This window comes from Candidatus Nitrososphaera evergladensis SR1 (assembly GCF_000730285.1).
Taxonomy (GTDB): Archaea; Thermoproteota; Nitrososphaeria; order Nitrososphaerales; family Nitrososphaeraceae; genus Nitrososphaera; species Nitrososphaera evergladensis.
In genome coordinates this window covers 2,587,174-2,606,829 of sequence record NZ_CP007174.1, presented here as the reverse complement: position 1 = coordinate 2,606,829, position 19,656 = coordinate 2,587,174, and the positions used below count along the sequence as shown (strand labels likewise).

The window sequence follows — 19,656 nt, the reverse complement described above, 5'->3', positions numbered from 1 at the left end:
AGCTTTTTTCTCCATATGATTCTGTACATGCCAGTCTAGCGTACCATTATTTTTAAAGTCTGCAGTTTATCATGATCACAGAATATAATCAGTTAAAGAAGAAAAGAAAGTGAGGAGACAATAAAAAAGAGTCTCCTAGGGTATCGACCGGCTGTACAGTTTTCCTTCGAGTGCGAGCTTGTACATCTCTGCCAGGTACGGATTCCTTGCAGGCATCTCTACGCCCAGTTCAACAAGCCTTGCGTAGACCCTCACAAGGTATGCCAGCGAACCCATGAGGGCCACGAATATTCCCATGTTAAAGATCCAGTGCGGAGGGACTGCAAATATCTCTTCTACGAACCAAAAGTGCCACAGTTCGTTCACTCCGATTGCAAACATCGACGCCAGATAGCCGATGATTGCCATTTTCAGACCCGTGTTCAGCGCGTTTCCCGGCCCCCTCATAACAGGAACTCGCCTGTCGTATACTGCTATTATGCCCCAGCCCAAAGGCAGGGCTATCAAGCTGCTGTACAGCCACCAGTTTGCAGGAGTAAATGCCGAGTCGCGAATGATCGTCTGGTTCAGAGAAGTGTCCACAAAATAGCCCAAATCCGCAGAGGCCGTTACAGAGAGCATGACTATTATCATCACGTAGATCCGCTTTAGCCTCTGGATTTCAAGCTCTTTTGGTATCAGGGAAGGAATCAGGGCCATATTCTTTCTGCCTCCATCACCATTTTGTCTGTATCATCTCTCCTAGCCATTACTCGTGACCAGAAATTATAAACTCTGATTAACCATGTAAATTAACAAGGTTATCCTCATTTTAAAATCCGCAGTACATTCAAAGCGGATTTTGTTGCCCGCGCAAAAAAATTGAATTTTTGAAAAGACGCTAAAGGCCTATGACAAGGTACTGATGCTGTTGCCAAGAAAGTGACGCCTTGGAATTTTTACTGGTTTGCAACGCTGCTGAAGGTGTTACAGGAACCGACGCTGCCCGATTCAAATCCTGTCTTGAACCAGCTTACCCTCTGCGCCGAGCTTCCGTGCGTAAACGAGTCGGGCGTCGCCCTGCCCTGCGACTGCATCTGAAGCCGGTCGTCTCCTATGCTGCTTGCGGCGTTCAGGCCTTCCTCTATGTCGCCCTGCTCCAGAACGCCCCTTGCCTTGTCGGCGTTGTGCGCCCAGACGCCTGCAAGACAGTCTGCCTGCAGCTCCAGCATGACAGAGAGCCTGTTTGCGTCAACTTTGCTTTCCCTCTATTGCGCGCCCTGAACCTGATCCATGATGCCAAGCTGGTTCTGCACGTGGTGCCCTACTTCATGCGCGATGACATATGCCTCGGCAAAGTCGCCCGGGGCGTTGAAACTCTCTTTGAGGTCCCTGTAGAAGCTCAGGTCTATGTACACCTTTTCATCGGGCGGGCAGTAAAAAGGCCCCATTGCTGACTGAGCGAACCCGCACGCAGAATCGACTGCTCCAGTGAACAAAACAAGCGTGGGCTCCCTGTACTGGCGGTTGTTGGCTGCAAACAGTTCGTTCCATGTATCCTCTGTATCGGCAAGCACGACAGACACGAAATCGGCAAGTTCCCTGTCTTCATTGGAAAGAGAAGCGGGATTGACGCCGCCTGTGGTAGTGGTAGAAACGTTGCTGTTGTTCAAAATCGCGCCAGGGTCAGCGCCGAGCAGCAGCGCAATTACGAGTACGATGAGGCCGCCTATTCCTCCTCCAATGGCCTTCATGGGCAGTCCGGCTCCTCTCCTGTCTTCGATGTTCGTGCTCCTCCTGCCCCTTCTCCATCGCATTTGCCTATTGTTCCCTTTGCATTAGCTTTTTCGGGTATCTAAGCTAGCCAGTAACTTCCTATCTATAGGAAATTCTAGCTTTAGCGCGCTTGTGTTTCAAGCAGCGAACACAGCAGCGGCGATGAAGCCGAGATATGTACTATCGATAACAACTATTACCACTTCATGCACAGCCGCACGACAAACATGCGCACAAGTTTTCTCAAAAATTGAAAGTCGAGAATGAATCCATGATCCTGAGCAAATTTAAATATGATTTGTACCAAAAAACTGCTACGATAATAGAGAAAAGAGTTCTAGCTCTTGGCCTTGCAGGGCTCGTGTTCCTGCCGGCGCTTGCAAGCCAGCGCGCTTTTGCCGACGGGCTTTTCCAAGAAAACATTCAGGGAAGCATCGCAGGCAGAAACGTGGAGCTGTTCGTCAGGATAAATCCTCCCGTACTCACTACACAGACGCAGCAAGACGCATTCGTGCAGCTCCGGCTTTTTGAGGGCAACAACCAGACTATCAGATACACGACTTTTGTGATGGAGATCTCCAAGGTTACAGGTTCCGGGGAAGACGTGCTCATGGCTCCTGACGCTTTCCACACTGAAAGCGGCCTCCTCACGCTCAAGATACAGCCGCAGGAAGGGCCGGTGCAGGTACTGGCGACAAGGGAAGCTATCCTAGACGCATGGAAGGCAGACCTCGGTGGAACCATAAACATCAAGGGGCCTGTGCTGCTTGACGGCGGACTGTACCACTTTAGGATTGACGTGATTGGCGTTGACAGCGCCAAAGAACTCTTGCCGCCGGATCAAGTCAGGACATTTGATACTTACCTTTCTGTTGGTGACGTCATTACACAGGATGTCCAGTACCAGGGCAAAACCTACCCTGCTACAATCATATCCTACTATGACAAGGTAAAAGATTTCAAGTTCGACGCAAATACCAAGACCTATTCCTGGTCGATGCCCTTTAACTGGGACATCAAAAGAATCAAGTCTGCGACAAGCATGTTCGTGCACGAGGAAGTCCGGATCCCCAAGTCCTTTGAGGGCGTGGGGGACGCCATGACCTTTGACGCGTCGGTCAATGGCAGGCCCATAACAGGAGGGATGCTCTCGCTAGATCCATTCACTGATGAAAATAATCTAATCCTGCACTTTCTGGTAAACAAAAACGAAATCCTCCGGCTTGAGCAGCAAGTCCCTGCAACAGCGAGGGAGATGGAGTTTGCGTTTTCGCCAGCTTCCAATGGCAGCAAGCAGCAAACTTCGGGCGAAATAGCTACCGACACTGGAGGCATGTTGGTCCTGCTGAACTGGACACCGGGCCAGCTTGCGGCAAACAGGAATGCGACTCTTGACCTAGAGTTCTACGACGCGTTTTCTGGCAACAAGGTAACGGACGATGTGACGTACGACCTGCGCACGTTTGGCCCCGATGGAAGCCAAGTGCATTCTCTGGCAGGCCAAGTCGCAAAGGACGGCTCAGACTCGCAAACCATGATGTTTCCTGAAGACGCGGCCTACCGCATTGAAGTCGATGTAAAGGGAGTCACAGCCGCAGGGCAGCAGTCGCTTGACCTTACCAGAAACGGCATAGCAAGGGGGACGGTGGTGATTCCAGAGTTTCCTGCCGGGGCAATCGCGGTGGTGGCCGGCGCGCTAGGGTCGATGATCATGTTCCATCGGCTGGCGCGGAAAACTTTGGCCTAAATCATCCGGTACGGCCCTGCCTCCACTCTGCAAGGAAAGGGAATACTTCTCCGTTAACTAGGATGGGATGATACTATATCATAACTTCAAAGAAGAAAAAAAAGCCTCGCCAAGCTTGCAGGGCTGGCATGGCGCTTGGCGGGCGGCGATTTCTGGTATATGCACCTGCATTTGCACCTGAAAGCAATATAACGCAATTCAAAGACGCATCCCTTTCAACAACTGTGAATTATCTGCGCAGAAATTATGGATCATGCCGCGTTGTCCAAAACCAGCAGGGTTTGCAAAACAACATTATTGCCGCTACTGTCGCCGTCGGCAAGATGGTGGCTGTGGGTCGAGTCGTCAACGTTGCCGCAATTTCTGCAGTGCCATTTGAAAGGCTCTTGGCAAAACCCGCAGGTCTGGGCCACTGAAAAAGCGTGGCCGCACACCCTGCAGCTAATCTTGTTGTAGCTTGTCGTCATCATCGTCATACTGTCTGGCCGGCGCGACTTGCCGTCCTGACCTTGGGGGTAAATTCCAGTATCACTCCCCTGTCGACACTGTAATCGAACGTGTATCTTTCGTTGGCCGATATTGGCATGTCTTCCACCGCTGCAGCATTGCACGACGGGCAGTTGCCTGTCGCAAACTCGGGGTCAAGGCAGGACGCGCACCAAAAGCATTCGTTGCATATCAGAAACTGCGCCTGCCTTGCTGCAATCCTTTCCGGTTTTGCCAATAGATGATCGAGCATGGCATATTTTTTGCCTTCAAGGGATTTATTCACCCCTGATTGCGCCGGCCAAGCATAAAATGCGCAATTCTGGCGCAATATGATGTGGCTTATAGCCACACCGACTGCACTGGCGCGTACATCTTTTTCCTTGCATCGTCAAGGCTGCTGCGCTCTATTATTAGGCCCTGGCTCTTTAGGTCCTCCACAGCGCTCTGGACCGTCCTTCTGGGCAGACGGCTCATCTCCATCAGCTCCACCTGATCTATTGGGTGCTTTGACTTTATTATGAAATATACAAACTTGGCAGCCGGCCCGCCCTCCGGGTCCTTGCGCAGGTACGAGACGCCAAACGACGCCTTGGACGGAAAGCCCCTCCTCTGCGACTCTATCGACGAAACCGCGTCGATATGGATCTCGGCAAGGTTGACGCGCTGGCCAAACTCTGCAATGAGCGCCGACTGCTGGTGCTCAAGCGGCGCCTCGAAGATGAACGTAGTCGGCGGGTACTTTGCAGTCAGCGCCCCGACAGCGTTCCACCTCACTGCGCCCTTTTCGTCGTATATTCCGACGCTGAAGCCCTCGTTTGCCTCAAGCACCACCTTGTCAGAGCCCAGCTTGACTGCCTCTTCCACCTTGGCTATCGTCGCGTCGATAGAGATCTGGTGGCGGGGGTCTTTTTTGCCCACCTTCCACTGAAAGTCAAGGTTCCTTGCCAGGATTGTATCGGTCAGCTTTTTCTTTTGCTCAAATGTCAGGTCTATGCCGTTTTCGCCTATCTCGATGATGTTAAAGCCGACCCTTGCCGCGTCGCCTACAAACTTGTCAAACGCGTTTTCAGACACCATGTACTCGGAAATGGTGCTCCCAGTGGACACCTTGACGCCAAGGTCCTGGTAGAACTTGATCTTTTTTTGCAGCACAGACTCGGAAAGCAATAGCGGCAGGACGCCATAGATCTTGACTGCGTCGATAAACGGCGCAAGCGCCTCAAAGTTCTCCTTGTCAAGCCCCTGCAGCTTGTCTATAACATATGTCCTGCCTTCCTTGCGCGGCTTTTTAACGTCGACCCTGTTCTTCACGTAGCTCTCTAGCAAATCTGATAATGTATATGCAAGATGTGCGCCTATTTTGAACTTGTGAACTGTGCGGATCCTGCACTTTTTCCAAAATTCATACCGTGAACCTGCGCCTTTCTTGCATTTTTTGCACCGTTGCCAGCAGTATTAACCCCTCCGGGACAGGAAAAGGGCATGAATAACAACAAGATCAAGTTTGGGATAGCTGCGGCCATAATAGTCGCAGTCATTGCCACTTCCGTCCCGCTTTTTGCGGGATCGCAGGCGGCCAACTCTGACGCGGCTTCTTCAAGCCAGGCTGCAGCTCCCCAGCAACAACAGCAGGAATCAAAGGTAGTCAGGATTGGGTACTTTCCAAACATCAACCACGCGCAGGCCGTGATAGGGCTTGGCCGGGGCGACTTTCAAAAGGCGCTTGGGAGCAACGTCGAGGTCAAGACGCAGGTGTTCAACGCCGGGCCGTCTGCCATCGAGGCCCTCTTTGCAAAGCAGGTCGACATCACCTACATCGGGCCAAACCCGGCGATAAACGGCTATGTCAAGTCTGACGGGCAGGGGCTGCGGATCGTGTCCGGGGCCGCAAGCGGAGGCGCGGTGTTTGTAGTGCGAAACGACTCTGGCATACAGACGCCGGCGGATTTTGCGGGCAAAAAGTTTGCGTCGCCGCAGCTTGGCAACACGCAGGACGTGGCATTGCGCAAGTACCTGCTTGAGAACGGCTACAGGACAAAGGAAAACGGCGGAAACGTCGAGGTCATTCCTGCTGCAAACGCGGACATCCTTGCGCTCTTTTTGAAAAAAGAGATTGACGGCGCGTGGGTGCCAGAGCCCTGGGGCGCCAAGCTTGTCAAGGAGGCCGGCGGGCGCATATTCCTTGACGAGCAGGACCGGTGGCCCGGCGGCCAGTTCGTCACGGCGCACATCATCGTCAGCACAGACTATTTGAAGAACAACCCGGACGTGGTCAAGAAGGTCATCGCGGCCAACGTGGACGAGACAAAGTGGATTAACGATCACCCTGACGAGGCGCTCAAGGTGTACAACGAGGAGCTGAAAAAGCTGACCGGCAAGACAATACCCGAAGACGAGTACAAGGCCGGCACCTCCCGGCTGACGCTCACGTACGACCCCGTGGAGGACTCGCTCTTCAAGTCGGCAAGCGACGCGCACGACATTGGCTTTTTGAAGCAAAAGCCGGACCTTTCCGGCATATACGACCTGACTCTGCTGAACGAGGTGTTGAAGGAGAAGGGCCTGCCGCAGATAAGCTAAAGGAGTTTTTCTCTCTCTCCTTTTTTCCTTTCTCTCTTTTTTGTTCTGGCCGCAAAGAAATTTTGCCGAGTGCCCTTGAAATACATGCAATGATCATGCCAAAACTGCGTCCATGATGCCCCCGTTGCACCTTTGATGCAGATTATATCTGATGCACTCCTGCTCTGTTCGTACATGTCTCTGATTGAACAACAGCCGCAAAAAGAAGAATATCCCCGTAGCGGAAATAACATTGTCTTGGAGCTAAGAGGCGTCTCCAAGGCTTTTTTGCATGAAAACAAGACCGCGGATCGTCACAGGGTGCTTGACGGGATTAACCTTGACGTGCGTGAAGGCGAGTTTGTCACCATAGTGGGGCCGTCTGGCTGCGGCAAGAGCACGCTTTTGAACATCGTGGCCGGCCTCGACGCTCCAGACTCGGGCCTGGTCTCAGTCAGAGACGGAAGCGATGGAATAAGAAAAGCGCAGCGAGTAGTGATATTTCAAGAAGGCGCATTGTTCCCGTGGCTGACAGTCTCTGACAACGTCGAGTTTGGGCTAAAGGTGGCCGGCGTCACAAAGGAGTCAAGAAGGGCAACCGCAAGCCGTTTCATCGAGATGGCGCAGCTAGCCAAATTCGCAGACTCGTACATCTACCAGCTTTCAGGCGGGATGAAGCAGAGGGTTGCAATAGCGCGTGCACTTGCCCTTGACCCGCGGATTCTGCTCATGGACGAGCCTTTTGCCGCACTTGACGTGCAGACCAGAGACATACTGCACGAGCAGCTGGTGCAGATTCACCAGTCGACCGGCAAGACCATACTGTTTGTGACACACGACATCAACGAAGCGGTGCTTCTGGGCGACAGGATAATCGTGCTCTCGCCAAGGACGGGAAACGTCAAAAAAGAGATCGCAGTCAACCACCCAAGGCCCAGGGACATCGAGAGCCACGAGATAAGCGCGATCCGCAGGGAGCTTTTGCGAGAACTAGAGGAGGACTTTCAAATTGCAAAAAGAAACCACAATCCACAAGAAGGTTAGCAGCAACAGCGCCAAGAAAAATAGCCGATTCGATGCGACGGATGCGGCAAACGCTTTTTTGTTCATAGCCGCGTTCATTGGCGTCTGGCAGCTTGCCTTTTCGCTTGGGATTTGGCCCAAGGTTCTGATGCCCTCGCCGGCAATGGTGGCGCAGACAATAGTCGGCCTGGTTGCCGACTCCTCCCTGACAATTGGCATCGGAGTCACGATGTGGAGGCTGTTTGCCGGGTTTGTCATTTCTGTAGGCATCGGCGGCGCAGTGGGCTTGGCGATGGTCAAGTTCCCAAGCTTTGGCAAGACCCTCAGCTCGTTTGCAGTAGGACTGCTCACTTTTCCAAGCATTGCATGGGTGCCGTTTTCAATACTGCTCATCAGCTTTAACGACTTTGGCATACTGTTTGTGCTGGTCATGGCGTCTGTGTTTTCGGTGATGATATCCACCTACAGCTCTATACGCAACATACCTCCCATCTACATCAGGGCTGCAAAAAACATGGGCGCAAGCGGCTTTTCGCTTTTCAGGTACGTAATGATCCCTGCCGCCACGCCTTCATTGATAATCGGGCTCCGCCAGGCGTGGTCGTTTGCATGGCACGCCCTGATAGGCGCCGAGATACTGATAACGACCCTGTACGGGCTTGGGCACATACTCCAGATAGGCAGGGAGTTTCAGGACATGGGGCAGATAATCGCAGTCATGATAGCCGTCTTTGCCATAGGCCTGCTCTTTGACCGGCTGGTGTTTGTAAAGCTGGAGGAGAAGGTCCGGGCAAGGTGGGGGCTTGACCAGCACAGCCAATAGTAATTGCCGCGATTCTCTTTATTATTCCTGCCACGTATGTCTCTCCCATGAATTCCAAGTCCGTTGCCAAAATAGGCGGTGCAGCGGCCATAGCGGCCGCGATTGCCATCGCGGTATGGATTGGCACGCAAAAGGGCGACAGCGTGGAAAGCAACGTCACTATGCTTGGAGATGGTAAAGACGTTTCAAAAGTCGAGACTTCTATGGTTCAATACTATGACAATGCGTCAGGCTTTCTTGCCAAGCCTGCGGGCACTGGCGGCAAGTACCCTGGCATCGTCATGATCCACGAGTGGTGGGGGCTAAACGACAACATCAAGGATATGGCCCGGCACATGGCGTCAGAAGGGTACGTCGTGCTTGCGGCAGACCTGTACAAAGGGCAGGTGACGACTGCTAGCTCGCAAGCGCAGCAGCTTGCCACGGGCGTCAGGAACCACCCCGGCGAGGCGGTAAAGAACCTGCAAGCCGCAGTCAGCTACCTGCGCAACGACAGTTCTGTCGACGCAAGCAAGATAGGCTCGCTTGGCTGGTGCTTTGGAGGCGACTGGTCGCTCCAGCTTGCGCTGAACGAAAAAATGAACGCAACTGGGCTCTATTACGGCAGGCCCGTTACCGATCCAAAAGCGCTGTCTGTGATAAAGTGGCCGGTCCTTGGCATCTTTGGAAGCGCGGACCAGTCGATACCCGTAGAGCAGGTAAACGCATTCAAGCAGGCACTTGACAAGGACGGCATACAAAACGAGATCCATGTGTACAACGGCGTGGGGCACGCGTTTGCAAACCCGTCGGGGCCCAACTATGCGCCAACGGAAACAAAGGACGCCTGGCAAAAGACGCTTGCGTTCTTTGACAAGCACCTAAAGGGAGAGACCTCATAAGCCTAAGACACCACTATTGTGCCCTTCATCCCCTCTTCGGAATGGATGGTGCAGTGGTACTCAAACGTGCCCTTTTCAGCAAACTTGTACTGGAACGATTCGTTGTTGTTGAAAAACCCGCTGTCTATGCTGGTGGCCTTGCCTGACTCGGTCCTGTACGTGCCTACTACGTTGTGAGGAATGTTCGACTCGTTTATCCACTTTACCGTCGAGCCGGCCTGCGTCACTGCCGCGTCGGGCATATACATGTTCATGCCGCCGTACACGATGTCCTTGCGCAGGGTATTTGACATCACCCGCTCGTTTTCGTTTGCAATGTTCATTACCTTGTTCTTGTCCATGTCGACAAACACGTTCCATATCTGCTGGTGCGACTCGCCCTGCTTGCCCGCAATCGCTGAAAAGCTTTGCGCGTCTGAATAGGGGTTGCCGCCGACAAGCTGCCTGTTTGCGGTGATTATCACCTGCCCTGCGCCGCTGCTCGTCACCTTGCCGCTTGGGTCGACAAACGCTGTAGGCTGCACCGCAGCTATTGTAATAGCGCTCCCCTTTGCCTGCGCAAGTATGTCTTGAACTCCAGAGTCCTGCTCGGCTATCTCCCATGCCTGCTTGGCCACGTCGTTTATGGCATAGATGTACGTGTTGTCGTCTTTGGTGGGCTCTTTGATGACAATGTTTTCCGTCTTGAGCGTTATGTTGGAAAGCGCGTTGAAATTTCTGGCGTTTTCCTCCGGCAAAAGGCCGGACGACATGAGCGCAACGCCGCCGGCGACAAAAACTGCCACGACGCCGGCCATTATCAATAGCTCTTTTTTCATGCTGCTGTTGCAATAATTATTGATGTGGTAATTCATTATATGCCATGCGGTACAAGGCCCGAAAATGGGTTTTAATACCGTCCACGAGATATGCAGCCTTGCATGAGCGCAACAACGGCCGCAGTCGAATATTACAACATAAAGTTTGGCGACAACGCCCAGGCAGCGTTCGTACACCTGGTACGCGAAATAGGCGAGATCGCCTTTGCGATGGAAAAGCAAAACGCCGAGCACGCCAAGCTAGAGATAACCGAGTCGATAGCACTTCTCCACTATCTTGCCTCAAAATACAATCTCGACGTCCCGGCAAACATGCAGGCCCTATATTCCAAAAAGCTTGAGGGCCTCAGGGCCAAATGACGATAATGATGATAACGCTAAGGCAGGACCTTGACGCCGTTTCAGACGTTCTGCGGCAGACGTTTGCGATAGAGCCGTTCAAGCGCGACTATGACACGGCGTTTTCTGCTATTGCGGAAATACTGTACCGCTACGGGATGGCAGAAAACCCGCGCAACCTGCGCTTTCGGTTCATACTATGCATGCAAGAGTTTTTTGACGGCATACCGCAGGACCAGTGGCGGGTAAAGGATCCCGCGTTTGTAAAGCAGTCAGAAGAATTTGCAATCGCAAAATTCCGCGAGTGGATTTTGGAGCAAATCACCTAGTAGTCGTAGTAGTGGTATTTTTGTTCCTGGCAATCCATTGCTCGTACATTTTCACCAGGTCGTCAACATCGTCGCCCTTCTCTGAATAAGTGACAATGACTGCAAACCTGCCGTTCTTGCCGTCGTGGCCTTTGGCGTAATATCCCCAGAACGTGTCTGGGAGCCTTGCAAAGTTTGACTTGTTCATCGCCACGCCTGCAAGGTTCTTTGCGAGCGTGTCCACGACCCTTGCCGCGTCGCCTGATTCTATCACATTATATCGTTTTTTCTTGCAGGACAGGTGATTTAGAGCTAGCTACTGGACGCGCTCGATAAGCTCAAACACGCTGCTCATGGCAGGGGGCTCGCCAGACGGCTGCCTCACGTACAGCGACGAGGCGGCGTTTGCAAACAGCAGGCGCTCGCGCGAGTCAAGCCCTGCGATGTAGCCAAGTATGTCGGCCGCATCCCATACGTCGCCGGCACCGGTCAGTATCTTTGGCTCGACCTTTATTGCGTGTACAAACTCGACTTCCTTGCCGTTTGACCACGCCGAGCCGATGCGGGTGTGCAGGTCGGTGGTGATGCCGATGCTTTCTGCGATCTTGGCCGCCGCCTTTTTCACGTCGTCCGGCCTGTAGCTTGCGCCAAGGGGCGCGTCAAGCCCAAGCGCGGACGCCAAGTGGTCGCACTCGTTTTCGTTTATGCTTAGGTAATCGGTGACGGAGCCAAGCTTGAACAGCGCGTCGCGGAACTCTTGCTTTCTCGTGGCAATGTCTGCAGGGTCGATAAAGTGCAGAGCACTGGGCGAGCCTTTAAAGACGTGCTCTGCAAGCTCGGTGCCTTTCTGGTTGCTTGCCCAGTTGACCACCATCACCGCGTCGGCATTCTTTAGCGCCGCTTGATCTTCCTTTGAGCTGACCTTGTCGGGTCCAAAGCTTGCATTGTCCCCGATGTCGCTTACCATCACGTTAACCCTGCTGTCGTCGTGCGGAAACTCAAACGCGGTGGTGCAGCCGTGCCTGCCCTGCGCGATTTTGAGCGTCACCCTGTCGCCAAACTGCGAAAACGACTGCCTTATCATGGCCGCACCCATCTCGTCTGCGACCGTAAACAGCGTCACCTTGGCGCCCATCTTGGCAAGCGCGTACGCGACGTTGACTGCGTTTCCGCCCCTGATGTCTGTCGTGGGGACGCCCCGGACGCTCCCGCCGCCATTTTTTGCCTTTTCCTCAAGCGCGCTGGCCAGCTTTTCCCTTGCGTCAAGCCTGATTATCCTGTCAACGAAAAAGTCCGGCATCACCACTATCGAGCCAAGGATGTGCAGCTGCTTCAGCTTGTCGATTATCACTTTTTCTTCTTGCGAGCGTTAGCACTTTGCGATATTTGTTGTTTGTTGAAAAAGAAGAAAGAGGAAAAAAGGGAAGGAGGAGAAAGAGGACTTTTTTCTTCTTATTCCATTCCCATGCCGCCCATTCCGCCCATGCCACCCATACCTCCACCGCCCGGCGGCATGGCTGGCATCTTGGACTTGCTTGCGGCAATCACGTCGTCTATTCTGAGGATCATCGACGCAACCTCTGTAGCAGACTTGATTATCTGCTGCTTTACTACCAATGGCTCAAGCACGTTCTGCTTGTACATGTCGGCAACCACCGTGTTCCTTGCGTCGACCCCTGTCCACTTGCTTCCCTTGCTCTGCTTGGCGCGAAGTTCCGTCATGGTGTCAATCGGGTCCATGCCTGCGTTCTCTGCAAGGTTGAGTGGGATCGTGTCGAGGGCGTCTGCAAATTTCTGCACCGCAAGCTGGGCGCGGCCTTCCTGGCTTGAGGACCATTGGCGCAGCTCGTTTGCGATGTAGGCCTCTGGCGCGCCTCCGCCTGCCACTATGGCCGGCTTTTCAAGCACGTCCTTCATGACCATGAGTGCATCGTGCAATGATCTGTCTGCCTCGTCTACGACCCTCTGGGAGCCTCCGCGGATGAGGATGGTGACTGCTTTGGGATTCTTGCACCCTTCAATGAACACCCACTTGTCTGTCTCTACCTTGCGCTCTTCTACCAGTTCGGCAGAGCCCAGGTCTTTTGCAGTCAGGTCGTCAAGGTTGTTGACAATCCTTGCTCCCGTTGCGCGGGACATTTTCGTCATGTCGCTTTCCTTTACCCTGCGCACCGCAAGGACACCTGCCTTTGCCAAGTAGTGCTGGGCAATGTCGTCTATTCCCTTCTGGCACAGGACTACGTTTGCGCCAGAGCTCTTGACCTTGTCCACCATCGCCTTGAGCATCCTGTTTTCTTCTTCGAGGAACATCTGCATCTGGTGCGGATCAGAGATGCGTATCTCTGCGCTCATCTCTGTCTTTTCAATTTCAAGTGCCGAGTTGACAAGCGCAATCTTGGCTCCCTCTATGCGCTTTGGCATTCCTGCGTGCACGACTTCCTTGTCAAGGACGATGCCCTTGATGAGCTTCGTGTCGCGCATCGAGCCTCCCGCCTTCTTTTCCACCTTGATGTTGTCAAGGTCGACCTTCAGGGCGCCATTCTCTGTCTTTTCTGCGACCTGCTTTGCCGCGTCGGCCACCATTGCGCCAAGGAGCGGGCTGTCATCAGACACAAGCTTGGAATCCATGCTGGTCCTTGCAATCTTTAGGAGCATGTCCTTGTCTGATACGTCGACCTGCACCGCCATCTTTTCCAAAAGCTTTAGCGCCTGATCTGCTGCCGCATTGTAGCCGTCGACGATGACAGACGGGTGGACATCCTTGTTCAAGAGATCCTCCGCTTTTTCAAGCAGGGCGCCAGCAAACACCACCGAAGACGTGGTGCCGTCGCCGACCTCGTTGTCCACCGACTTTGAAACCTCGACCATCATCTTGGCCGCCGGATGCTGCACGTCAATCTCTTTCAAGATGGTGGCGCCGTCGTTTGTTATCGTGACGTCGCCAAGGTTATCCACCAGCATCTTGTCCATTCCGCGTGGGCCAAGGCTCGTCTTCACTATCTCTGCGATCAGTTTTGCCGCTGTCAAGTTGTTCTTTTGCGCTTCGCGTCCCTTGCTTTCCTTAGTCCCTTCCTTCAGGATTAAGACTGGCATACCGCCAGGCGTTGTTTGAATTGATGCCATTACAGTATCACCTAAGAATAATTACGCTTTTCATGCATCTCTTATATATTTTTCACATCCCAAGCTGTTTCTGCTTCTCGCCAAACTTGGCCCGGAACCTTGGCACGTTGATGATAAAGCGCTCGTGCCTGCCTTCCCCTATCTTCTCAAGCCTGTCGCTGGCTTCTACCTCGAACATGACCTGCCTGCCGTTCACAGAAGTCACTTTTGCCTTCAGAAACACCTGAGCGCCCACGGGCGTTGCCGCCAAGTGCCTGATGTCGACTATGGTGCCAACCGAGTCCCACTCTGCTTCGGGGATGGCCTGTTCCTTGAGCAAGAGCCGGCAGGTTTCTTCCATCTCCATTATCATGGCTGGAGTGGAAAGCACGTTTTCGCCCTCCCAGAGAAAGCTTGTAGTCATGTTGGAATCGACCGTGATGGTACGCTCTTTTACCGCGCCCACTCTGACCCTGGATCCAAAATCGATGCTCATAGTGTGTCCTGTTTTCCTCAAAAAAGCCCGCTTAAAACTTGTGCCGGCGAATGTCCGTCTTCCTCTCCCTCTCTTCCTTGACGTGGTGCAGCCTGTCTTTCTCGTGGAGGAAAAGCTTGCCGCAGTCGGAGCATTTTATGATGTGGTGCTTGTGGGCGTCATGCGCGTGGTGCACGAGCTCTTCGTAACTGGAAAAGCGCGTGTGGCAGTCTTCGCACTCGTTCTTTTCACGGTGTAAAAGGCCCATATATCGGGCTATGGTATAATAGCCTACGCTATAAGGTAATCGAAAAAGAAAGAAAAGAGAAGCGACACCCTGTGCCTCTTTCTTACTTGCTGCGCCTCATGCCAGAGGCAATAGCATAGGCCAGACCAACTATCAGGCCAAAAGCCAACGGAATCCATACTGGAAATGCAGCTGGGTCGATCACTTGTCTGAACAGAGCTTCAAACATGCCAGAAGGATAATAATACAAGTATATTAGATTTTCTAAGCCGGCCCTCCTCAAGGCACCCGGACATACCTTAAATTACCCTAGAGTGAATTCATGTGCTAGCTATGAAGATGGAGAAGGAGATGCGCAAGTTCTGCCCCCGGTGCAAGACGCATACCATGCAGTCTGTTGCAATATACAAAAAGGGCAAGGACAGGACAGTGGCAGAGGGCGCTCGCAGGCACGCCGAGGACAAAAAGGGATACGGCGGCCAGAAATTCCCCGAGCTTAAAAGGACTGCCAAGACCACGAAAAAGATAACTTTGCGCTATACATGCAAGACCTGCCAGAGAAAGACCATGAAGGAAGGGCGCAGGATACGCAAGCTGGAGATTTGATGATCATATGAAGAGAGAGAACATACTGGTTCCAAAACCGCGGAGCAACTTTATTTCCGTCCAGTGCGAAAAGTGTGGCGCAAGGACCGTCATATTCTCGCACACCACGTCTGAAATCAAGTGCTCCGGATGCGGCGAGATACTTGCCACGAGCTCTGGCTCAAAGGCGGTTATTTCCGGCAAGGTCATTGGCACGCTTGACCAGTGACTCTGCAACCTCTTTTTCCCTTTTTGTATTCACGTTCAGCGCGACTTCTACCCTGTTCATGATGACGTAACGCTCTTCTACCATCATCGCCGTGCCTTTTGCACGCGTAGAGTCAAACAAGGTGATGCCCGAATGGCAGAGGTCTCCAAAAGCGACGCTTGGCGCAACTCCGATGCTCTCTGCAAAGCTTTTCTCGATTGCAATGGACGCTGCGGGTGCACCAACCGCTGCAAGCTTGTCAACGATTTCGCTTACTATTGCCGCGGTCAGGAGAGGCACATCTGCAGGCACCACGAGCACCTTTGCCGGCGCAAGCTTTTCAAGCAAAATCGCAAGGTCCTGCGGGTAGCCGGCGCCCGGAGTATCTATTGTTTCGGCGATATCTTCTGCTGTTGACAGCAGGAACTCCTTTGTCGCCGGCGTGCTTGGCGAAACTGCCGCAACTATTCTTTCAAACCGGCCTGATTCTTTTAGCGCAAGCGCCACGCGCTCGACAAAGCGCCTGCCTGCAAGCTCTGTCATCGGCTTTTCAGTTTCTGGTTGCTGCTGCATGCGGGTGCCTCTTCCCCCACACATGACTGCAGCAACTATTGTCAAAGCGTCATCACTACCGGCGGCAACGAAGAAAGGACGATGAGCGATGCAAGCCGGGCAACTTCGTTGGACGCGCCAAGCACGTCGCCGGAGATGCCTCCAAAGCTCCTCTTTGCAGCGTGTCTCACAAGTGCGCCGAGCGCAACAGAGACTCCAAGCGCGGCCATGCCTGCATAGCCGGTGGAAAACCACACGATTGGGAGCATGATGGCAGTCGCGGCAAGCATCTTCTTTCCATCCTTCATGGCCGCGGTAAAGGGCGAGCTGAAACCCTCCCACGCCGACGTGCCCCTGTACGTAAGAAGAACCATGATGTATTTTGCAATCACCTCGGCGGCGATTATGCTTGTCAGGATCTTTATGCCACCAGAAAAGCCGGTGTTGAACACGATTATCATGCCTGCAAAGTACATGACAAGAGCTGCAACGCCGGCAGAGCCGACAGCCGGATCCATCATCGCCTTTCGTTTCTTCTCCTTGTCGCCCTTGGCCATCATGCCGTCTGCAAAGTCGGCAAGCGCGTCGGTGTGGTGCACGCCAGTCAGTATCACGAGCGCCCCTGCGACCAGCAGGCCGACAAGGAGCGGAGGCAGAAATGGCGATATGCCAAAGGCCATGCCGCCTGCCATGATGCCCACAATGGCGCCGGCCACCGGAAAGAGGTACATATTCTTGGCAATGTAGTGGATATCGTGATCGCCGTCCTTCTTGCCGACAGGGATTATAGTGAGAAATGCCAGCACCGACTGGACCGGCTTAAGGGAGGCCAAGCAAGAGCCTCCACCAGCCGGCCAGATATAAAACTGACATTGCCGGCACGGAAAACGCAAGGGAAAACAAAAGTGTTGTAAGTTTCATCATCGCAATTGCCGTCCTGCACTTTTCAAGAGATGCCTGCTCTTGGCTGTCGCCAAGTGCGTAGTGGCCTATTTTCTCCAAGCGTATCCTGAGCGCGCCAGCCATGGTGGCCATCGGGTAGCCGGCATTTGGCGAGAACGTCTTGTTGTGGTCACGCTGCAAGATCCCAAGCGAGTTCTTCCAGTCGGCACCCAGCATCCTTGCAGATATGACCATAAGAAAAGCGGTGATTCGCGCAGGCACATAGTTGGCAAGGGTGTCAAGCCGGGCGGACATCCAGCCAATGTCTCTGTAATAGTCGTCTCTGTAGGCGACCATCGAGTCAAGCGTGTTTATTGTCCTGTACGCAAAAGCGCCTGCAGGCCCAAGCAGTGAATAATAAAAGACCGGCCCTGTGATGCCGTCAACCGTGCTTTCGCTGACACATTCTATCGTGGCAGAAAGCACGTGCTGCTCGTCAAGGTTCTCTGTGGGCCGGCGCACTATCCTCGACAGGTTCTGCCTTGCGCCGGGCAGGTCCCCATTTTCAAGGCAGGCCATTATTGCCCGAGCGTGTCTGTCCATTCCGCGCACGGCAACCGTGACCTTTAGGATTATCGCGGAAAATATCGCCAGCGCAACGGCGCCGGCTAGGTACAGGCTTACCATGGCGGCAAGGTGCACGCCGGCGCCGACAAGTGCAACAAAAAGTATTGCAAAAGCTGCGCCCTTGGCCCGCTCCTTTGCCCTTGACCCTGCCTTGAGCCGCGGGACGAAATAGCCAATGAGCCGGCCAAGCCATGCCACAGGATGGTAGCGGTTTGGCGGGTCGCCTGCGACAACGTCAAGGCCAATGCCTCCGGCAAGGCTGGCAATGAGAGCAAGCAGCATCAGATGCCCACTATCCCGTCCAGCCTCTTTACGTCTATGCTGTCTTTTATTGCCTTTGCAAGCATGCCTATCTGCCAGTCCCATGCGTCCTGCGGCAGGTCCGTCCTTACAGTAGCACTGCCAACAAGCGAGTCTTCCTCCGGCAGGTCAAAGTCGATCTTTGGTATGACGCCAAGGATGCGCTTTTTGGTCAGCTTTTGCGTCTCTGTTATCGCCGGCTCTAAAAGCGACCGGTCGCCTCTGAACTTGTTTATCAAGAATCCCTTGACAAGCGCCCTGTGCCTTGTTTTCAATAACTGGAGCGTCCCGACCATGCTGGCAAAGCACCCGCCGCGCTCAATGTCTGCCACGATAACAACGGGCGCCCCGACCTCTTCTGCAAGGAGCATGTTTGCAATGTCATACTTGGCGATGTTTATCTCCGCCGGCGAGCCGGCCCCTTCGATAATTACAAGGTCGTTTTCGCGCCGCAGCCCGTCAAGCGCCTTTAGCGCAAGCGGCAGGCCCTGCTTTAGCGCAAATTTTTCGTAATAGTCGCGTGCGTGCATCTCGGAGTAGAACCTGCCGTTGATTATGACCTCGCTTCGATACTCGCCAAGGGGCTTTAGCAGGATCGGGTTCATGCGGGGGTCAGGCTGCTTTTTTGAGGCGACTGCCTGCACCGCTTGCGCCTGCGCCATTTTTGCACCTTCCTTTGTAAGGTAAAGCTTGGACGACATGTTCTGCGACTTGAACGGGACCACCCTGTAATTCCTGTCTGCGTACATCCTGCACAGCCCTGCCACGAGCGTGCTCTTGCCCGCTCCTGACGACGTTCCCTGCACCATCAACAATTTTGCGCGTCTAGCCATCCAGTTTCATTGCCTCCAGCGCTTGTACAAGCGCGACGTTTTCCCTGTGCGTCTTGACGGCGACGCGGATGTGCCTGCCATCCATGCCGGTAAAGGTGCTGCAGTCGCGCACAAGCACCCCTGTCTTTTTCAAGAGGCGGTCGCGAAATTCTGTCGAGTTGCTGCCCTCTGGCAGCTGTATCAAGAAATAATTTGCGTCAGATTTCAGCGGCACAAATTCTGTCTTGCTTTTGATCCTGTCATGCAGGAACCTGCGCTCCCTTGCCACGAGCGCCCTTGCCCTTGCGACATGGCTCCCGTCTGCAAGCGCCGCTATCCCCGCAGCCTGGGCAAGCCCGTTGACGTTCCACGGCGTCTTCCTTGCCTGCATCGCTTGCACAAGCGCGAGGCTGGATACGCTGTAGCCCAGCCGCAGGCCGGCCATCCCAAACGACTTGGTCAGCGATCTCAGCACCACCAGGTTTTCGCAGTCGCGCACCATGTTTACAAGCGTGTTTGCCTTGGGTTTGTCGACGAGCTCGATAAAACATTCGTCCAGCAAAATCTTGGTAGAAGGGTCGACGCCTTCAATCACCTTTCTCACAGCGTCGGTTGCCAGCAGGCCGGTCGGGTTGTTTGGGTTGCACATAAAGACGGCATCTGCGCCCTTGGCGCTTTTTATGACTGCCTCGGCGTCAAGCGCGAAGTCTGAAGACAGCGGGACAAACGTCACCTCCGCGCCTGCCTTTTCCGAAGCAAGCTCGTACTCGCAGAACGTGGGCGCCGGGATGACCACGCGCTTTTTTGCAAACGCCTGCGCAAACCAGTAGATTATCTCTGCCGCGCCGTTGCCCACCGCTATCTGCGCTGCGTCGACATCGAGATACCGCGACAGGCTCTTTTTGAGGTCGCGGCACTCTGGGTCAGGGTAGACGGGCGCAAGGCGGCCTGCCTGCCTCTCAATGGCCCTTACCGCCCTTGCCGGCGCGCCAAGGGGGTTGACGCTTGAGCTAAAGTCAAGCCTGACCTTTTTGTGGTCCGCTATGGAGTAGACGCCTCCGTGGGAGCAGGCGCCCGCTATCGTCATCAAACTCCTTGTGTTATTATCTGTATTTAGAATGTGC

24 protein-coding genes and 1 pseudogene are annotated in these 19,656 nt (G+C 53.8%); 9 read left to right on the top strand and 16 right to left on the bottom strand.

Features of this window, described 5'->3' with window-relative positions:
• Window positions 1–135: 135 nt before the first annotated feature.
• Window positions 136–699, bottom strand: a complete 564-nt coding sequence (locus NTE_RS14220; protein WP_148701615.1) for a methane monooxygenase/ammonia monooxygenase subunit C — start codon at window positions 697–699, stop codon at window positions 136–138.
• Window positions 700–938: 239 nt separating this feature from the next.
• Window positions 939–1,796 (bottom strand): annotated as a pseudogene (gene ypfJ / locus NTE_RS14215) (KPN_02809 family neutral zinc metallopeptidase).
• A 257-nt stretch (window positions 1,797–2,053) separates the two neighbouring features.
• Between ypfJ and NTE_RS14210 the strand changes: the two are divergent.
• Window positions 2,054–3,502 carry a hypothetical protein gene (locus NTE_RS14210; protein WP_148701614.1) on the top strand — a complete coding sequence of 483 codons (1,449 nt, stop codon included), beginning with the start codon at window positions 2,054–2,056 and terminating at the stop codon, window positions 3,500–3,502.
• A 251-nt stretch (window positions 3,503–3,753) separates the two neighbouring features.
• On the opposite strand, the gene NTE_RS14205 is transcribed toward NTE_RS14210, so the two are convergent.
• The 3 genes from NTE_RS14205 to NTE_RS14195 all read right to left on the bottom strand — a co-directional run bounded on the left by NTE_RS14205 (window position 3,754) and on the right by NTE_RS14195 (window position 5,317).
• Complete coding sequence (locus NTE_RS14205; protein WP_148701613.1) at window positions 3,754–3,978, bottom strand: hypothetical protein; 225 nt, start codon at window positions 3,976–3,978, stop codon at window positions 3,754–3,756.
• Complete coding sequence (locus tag NTE_RS14200) at window positions 3,975–4,226, bottom strand: hypothetical protein (RefSeq protein WP_148701612.1); 252 nt, start codon at window positions 4,224–4,226, stop codon at window positions 3,975–3,977. Before NTE_RS14200 ends, NTE_RS14205 begins: the two co-directional genes overlap by 4 nt.
• A 104-nt stretch (window positions 4,227–4,330) precedes the next feature.
• Entirely contained in the window at window positions 4,331–5,317 is a 987-nt protein-coding gene (locus NTE_RS14195; protein WP_148701611.1) for a phosphosulfolactate synthase, read from the bottom strand.
• Between the two features lie 117 nt (window positions 5,318–5,434).
• Here NTE_RS14195 and NTE_RS14190 point away from each other — a divergent pair, with 117 nt between their 5' ends.
• The 4 genes from NTE_RS14190 to NTE_RS14175 all read left to right on the top strand — a co-directional run bounded on the left by NTE_RS14190 (window position 5,435) and on the right by NTE_RS14175 (window position 9,277).
• Window positions 5,435–6,571 carry an ABC transporter substrate-binding protein gene (locus NTE_RS14190; RefSeq protein ID WP_226987038.1) on the top strand — a complete coding sequence of 379 codons (1,137 nt, stop codon included), beginning with the start codon at window positions 5,435–5,437 and terminating at the stop codon, window positions 6,569–6,571.
• Between the two features lie 174 nt (window positions 6,572–6,745).
• On the top strand, window positions 6,746–7,594 hold the full coding sequence (locus NTE_RS14185; RefSeq protein ID WP_148701609.1) for an ABC transporter ATP-binding protein: 849 nt from the start codon (window positions 6,746–6,748) through the stop codon (window positions 7,592–7,594).
• Entirely contained in the window at window positions 7,560–8,396 is an 837-nt protein-coding gene (locus NTE_RS14180; RefSeq protein WP_226987037.1) for an ABC transporter permease, read from the top strand. The genes NTE_RS14185 and NTE_RS14180 overlap by 35 nt, the downstream gene beginning before the upstream one ends.
• Window positions 8,397–8,443: 47 nt before the next feature.
• The gene (locus NTE_RS14175) at window positions 8,444–9,277 is read left to right on the top strand and encodes a dienelactone hydrolase family protein (RefSeq protein WP_148701608.1); all 834 of its coding nucleotides are present in this window, start codon (window positions 8,444–8,446) and stop codon (window positions 9,275–9,277) included.
• 2 nt (window positions 9,278–9,279) lie between these two features.
• On the opposite strand, the gene NTE_RS14170 is transcribed toward NTE_RS14175, so the two are convergent.
• Window positions 9,280–10,131 (bottom strand): cupredoxin domain-containing protein, encoded by an 852-nt coding sequence (locus tag NTE_RS14170; RefSeq protein WP_148701607.1) that lies wholly within the window; start codon window positions 10,129–10,131, stop codon window positions 9,280–9,282.
• Window positions 10,132–10,197: 66 nt separating this feature from the next.
• Here NTE_RS14170 and NTE_RS14165 point away from each other — a divergent pair, with 66 nt between their 5' ends.
• Window positions 10,198–10,455, top strand: a complete 258-nt coding sequence (locus NTE_RS14165) for a hypothetical protein (RefSeq protein WP_148701606.1) — start codon at window positions 10,198–10,200, stop codon at window positions 10,453–10,455.
• Window positions 10,452–10,763 (top strand): hypothetical protein, encoded by a 312-nt coding sequence (locus NTE_RS14160; RefSeq protein ID WP_148701605.1) that lies wholly within the window; start codon window positions 10,452–10,454, stop codon window positions 10,761–10,763. Before NTE_RS14165 ends, NTE_RS14160 begins: the two co-directional genes overlap by 4 nt.
• On the opposite strand, the gene NTE_RS14155 is transcribed toward NTE_RS14160, so the two are convergent.
• The 5 genes from NTE_RS14155 to NTE_RS14135 all read right to left on the bottom strand — a co-directional run bounded on the left by NTE_RS14155 (window position 10,756) and on the right by NTE_RS14135 (window position 14,587).
• The gene (locus NTE_RS14155; protein ID WP_148701604.1) at window positions 10,756–11,016 is read right to left on the bottom strand and encodes a hypothetical protein; all 261 of its coding nucleotides are present in this window, start codon (window positions 11,014–11,016) and stop codon (window positions 10,756–10,758) included. The two genes, NTE_RS14160 and NTE_RS14155, sit on opposite strands and share 8 nt — an antisense overlap.
• Before the next feature lie 42 nt (window positions 11,017–11,058).
• Window positions 11,059–12,093, bottom strand: coding sequence for a carbohydrate kinase family protein (locus NTE_RS14150; RefSeq protein WP_148701603.1), 1,035 nt, complete (start codon window positions 12,091–12,093; stop codon window positions 11,059–11,061).
• Between the two features lie 101 nt (window positions 12,094–12,194).
• Window positions 12,195–13,865 carry a thermosome subunit beta gene (thsB, locus tag NTE_RS14145; RefSeq protein ID WP_148701602.1) on the bottom strand — a complete coding sequence of 557 codons (1,671 nt, stop codon included), beginning with the start codon at window positions 13,863–13,865 and terminating at the stop codon, window positions 12,195–12,197.
• A 52-nt stretch (window positions 13,866–13,917) separates the two neighbouring features.
• Entirely contained in the window at window positions 13,918–14,340 is a 423-nt protein-coding gene (locus NTE_RS14140; protein ID WP_148701601.1) for a thioesterase family protein, read from the bottom strand.
• A gap of 31 nt (window positions 14,341–14,371) precedes the next feature.
• Window positions 14,372–14,587, bottom strand: coding sequence for a hypothetical protein (locus NTE_RS14135; protein ID WP_148701600.1), 216 nt, complete (start codon window positions 14,585–14,587; stop codon window positions 14,372–14,374).
• Window positions 14,588–14,899: 312 nt separating this feature from the next.
• Here NTE_RS14135 and NTE_RS14130 point away from each other — a divergent pair, with 312 nt between their 5' ends.
• Both NTE_RS14130 and NTE_RS14125 read left to right on the top strand, forming a co-directional pair.
• Window positions 14,900–15,172 (top strand): 50S ribosomal protein L44e, encoded by a 273-nt coding sequence (locus NTE_RS14130; protein ID WP_148701599.1) that lies wholly within the window; start codon window positions 14,900–14,902, stop codon window positions 15,170–15,172.
• Between the two features lie 7 nt (window positions 15,173–15,179).
• Window positions 15,180–15,380, top strand: coding sequence for a 30S ribosomal protein S27e (locus NTE_RS14125; RefSeq protein WP_148701598.1), 201 nt, complete (start codon window positions 15,180–15,182; stop codon window positions 15,378–15,380).
• Here NTE_RS14125 and NTE_RS14120 read toward each other — a convergent pair.
• Genes NTE_RS14120 through NTE_RS14100 form a run of 5 tightly spaced genes read right to left on the bottom strand, consistent with a single transcriptional unit; the run spans window position 15,333 to window position 19,619 of the window.
• On the bottom strand, window positions 15,333–15,956 hold the full coding sequence (locus NTE_RS14120; RefSeq protein ID WP_226987287.1) for an NTP transferase domain-containing protein: 624 nt from the start codon (window positions 15,954–15,956) through the stop codon (window positions 15,333–15,335). The two genes, NTE_RS14125 and NTE_RS14120, sit on opposite strands and share 48 nt — an antisense overlap.
• A 17-nt stretch (window positions 15,957–15,973) precedes the next feature.
• The gene (gene cobS / locus NTE_RS14115) at window positions 15,974–16,744 is read right to left on the bottom strand and encodes an adenosylcobinamide-GDP ribazoletransferase (protein ID WP_158385611.1); all 771 of its coding nucleotides are present in this window, start codon (window positions 16,742–16,744) and stop codon (window positions 15,974–15,976) included.
• Entirely contained in the window at window positions 16,731–17,702 is a 972-nt protein-coding gene (locus tag NTE_RS14110; RefSeq protein WP_158385609.1) for a cobalamin biosynthesis protein, read from the bottom strand. The genes cobS and NTE_RS14110 overlap by 14 nt, the downstream gene beginning before the upstream one ends.
• A complete protein-coding gene (locus tag NTE_RS14105) occupies window positions 17,702–18,553 on the bottom strand; it encodes a cobyric acid synthase (protein WP_148701594.1) in 852 nt (283 codons plus the stop codon). Before NTE_RS14105 ends, NTE_RS14110 begins: the two co-directional genes overlap by 1 nt.
• A complete protein-coding gene (locus NTE_RS14100; protein ID WP_148701593.1) occupies window positions 18,546–19,619 on the bottom strand; it encodes a pyridoxal phosphate-dependent aminotransferase in 1,074 nt (357 codons plus the stop codon). The genes NTE_RS14105 and NTE_RS14100 overlap by 8 nt, the downstream gene beginning before the upstream one ends.
• Between the last annotated feature and the right edge of the window lie 37 nt (window positions 19,620–19,656).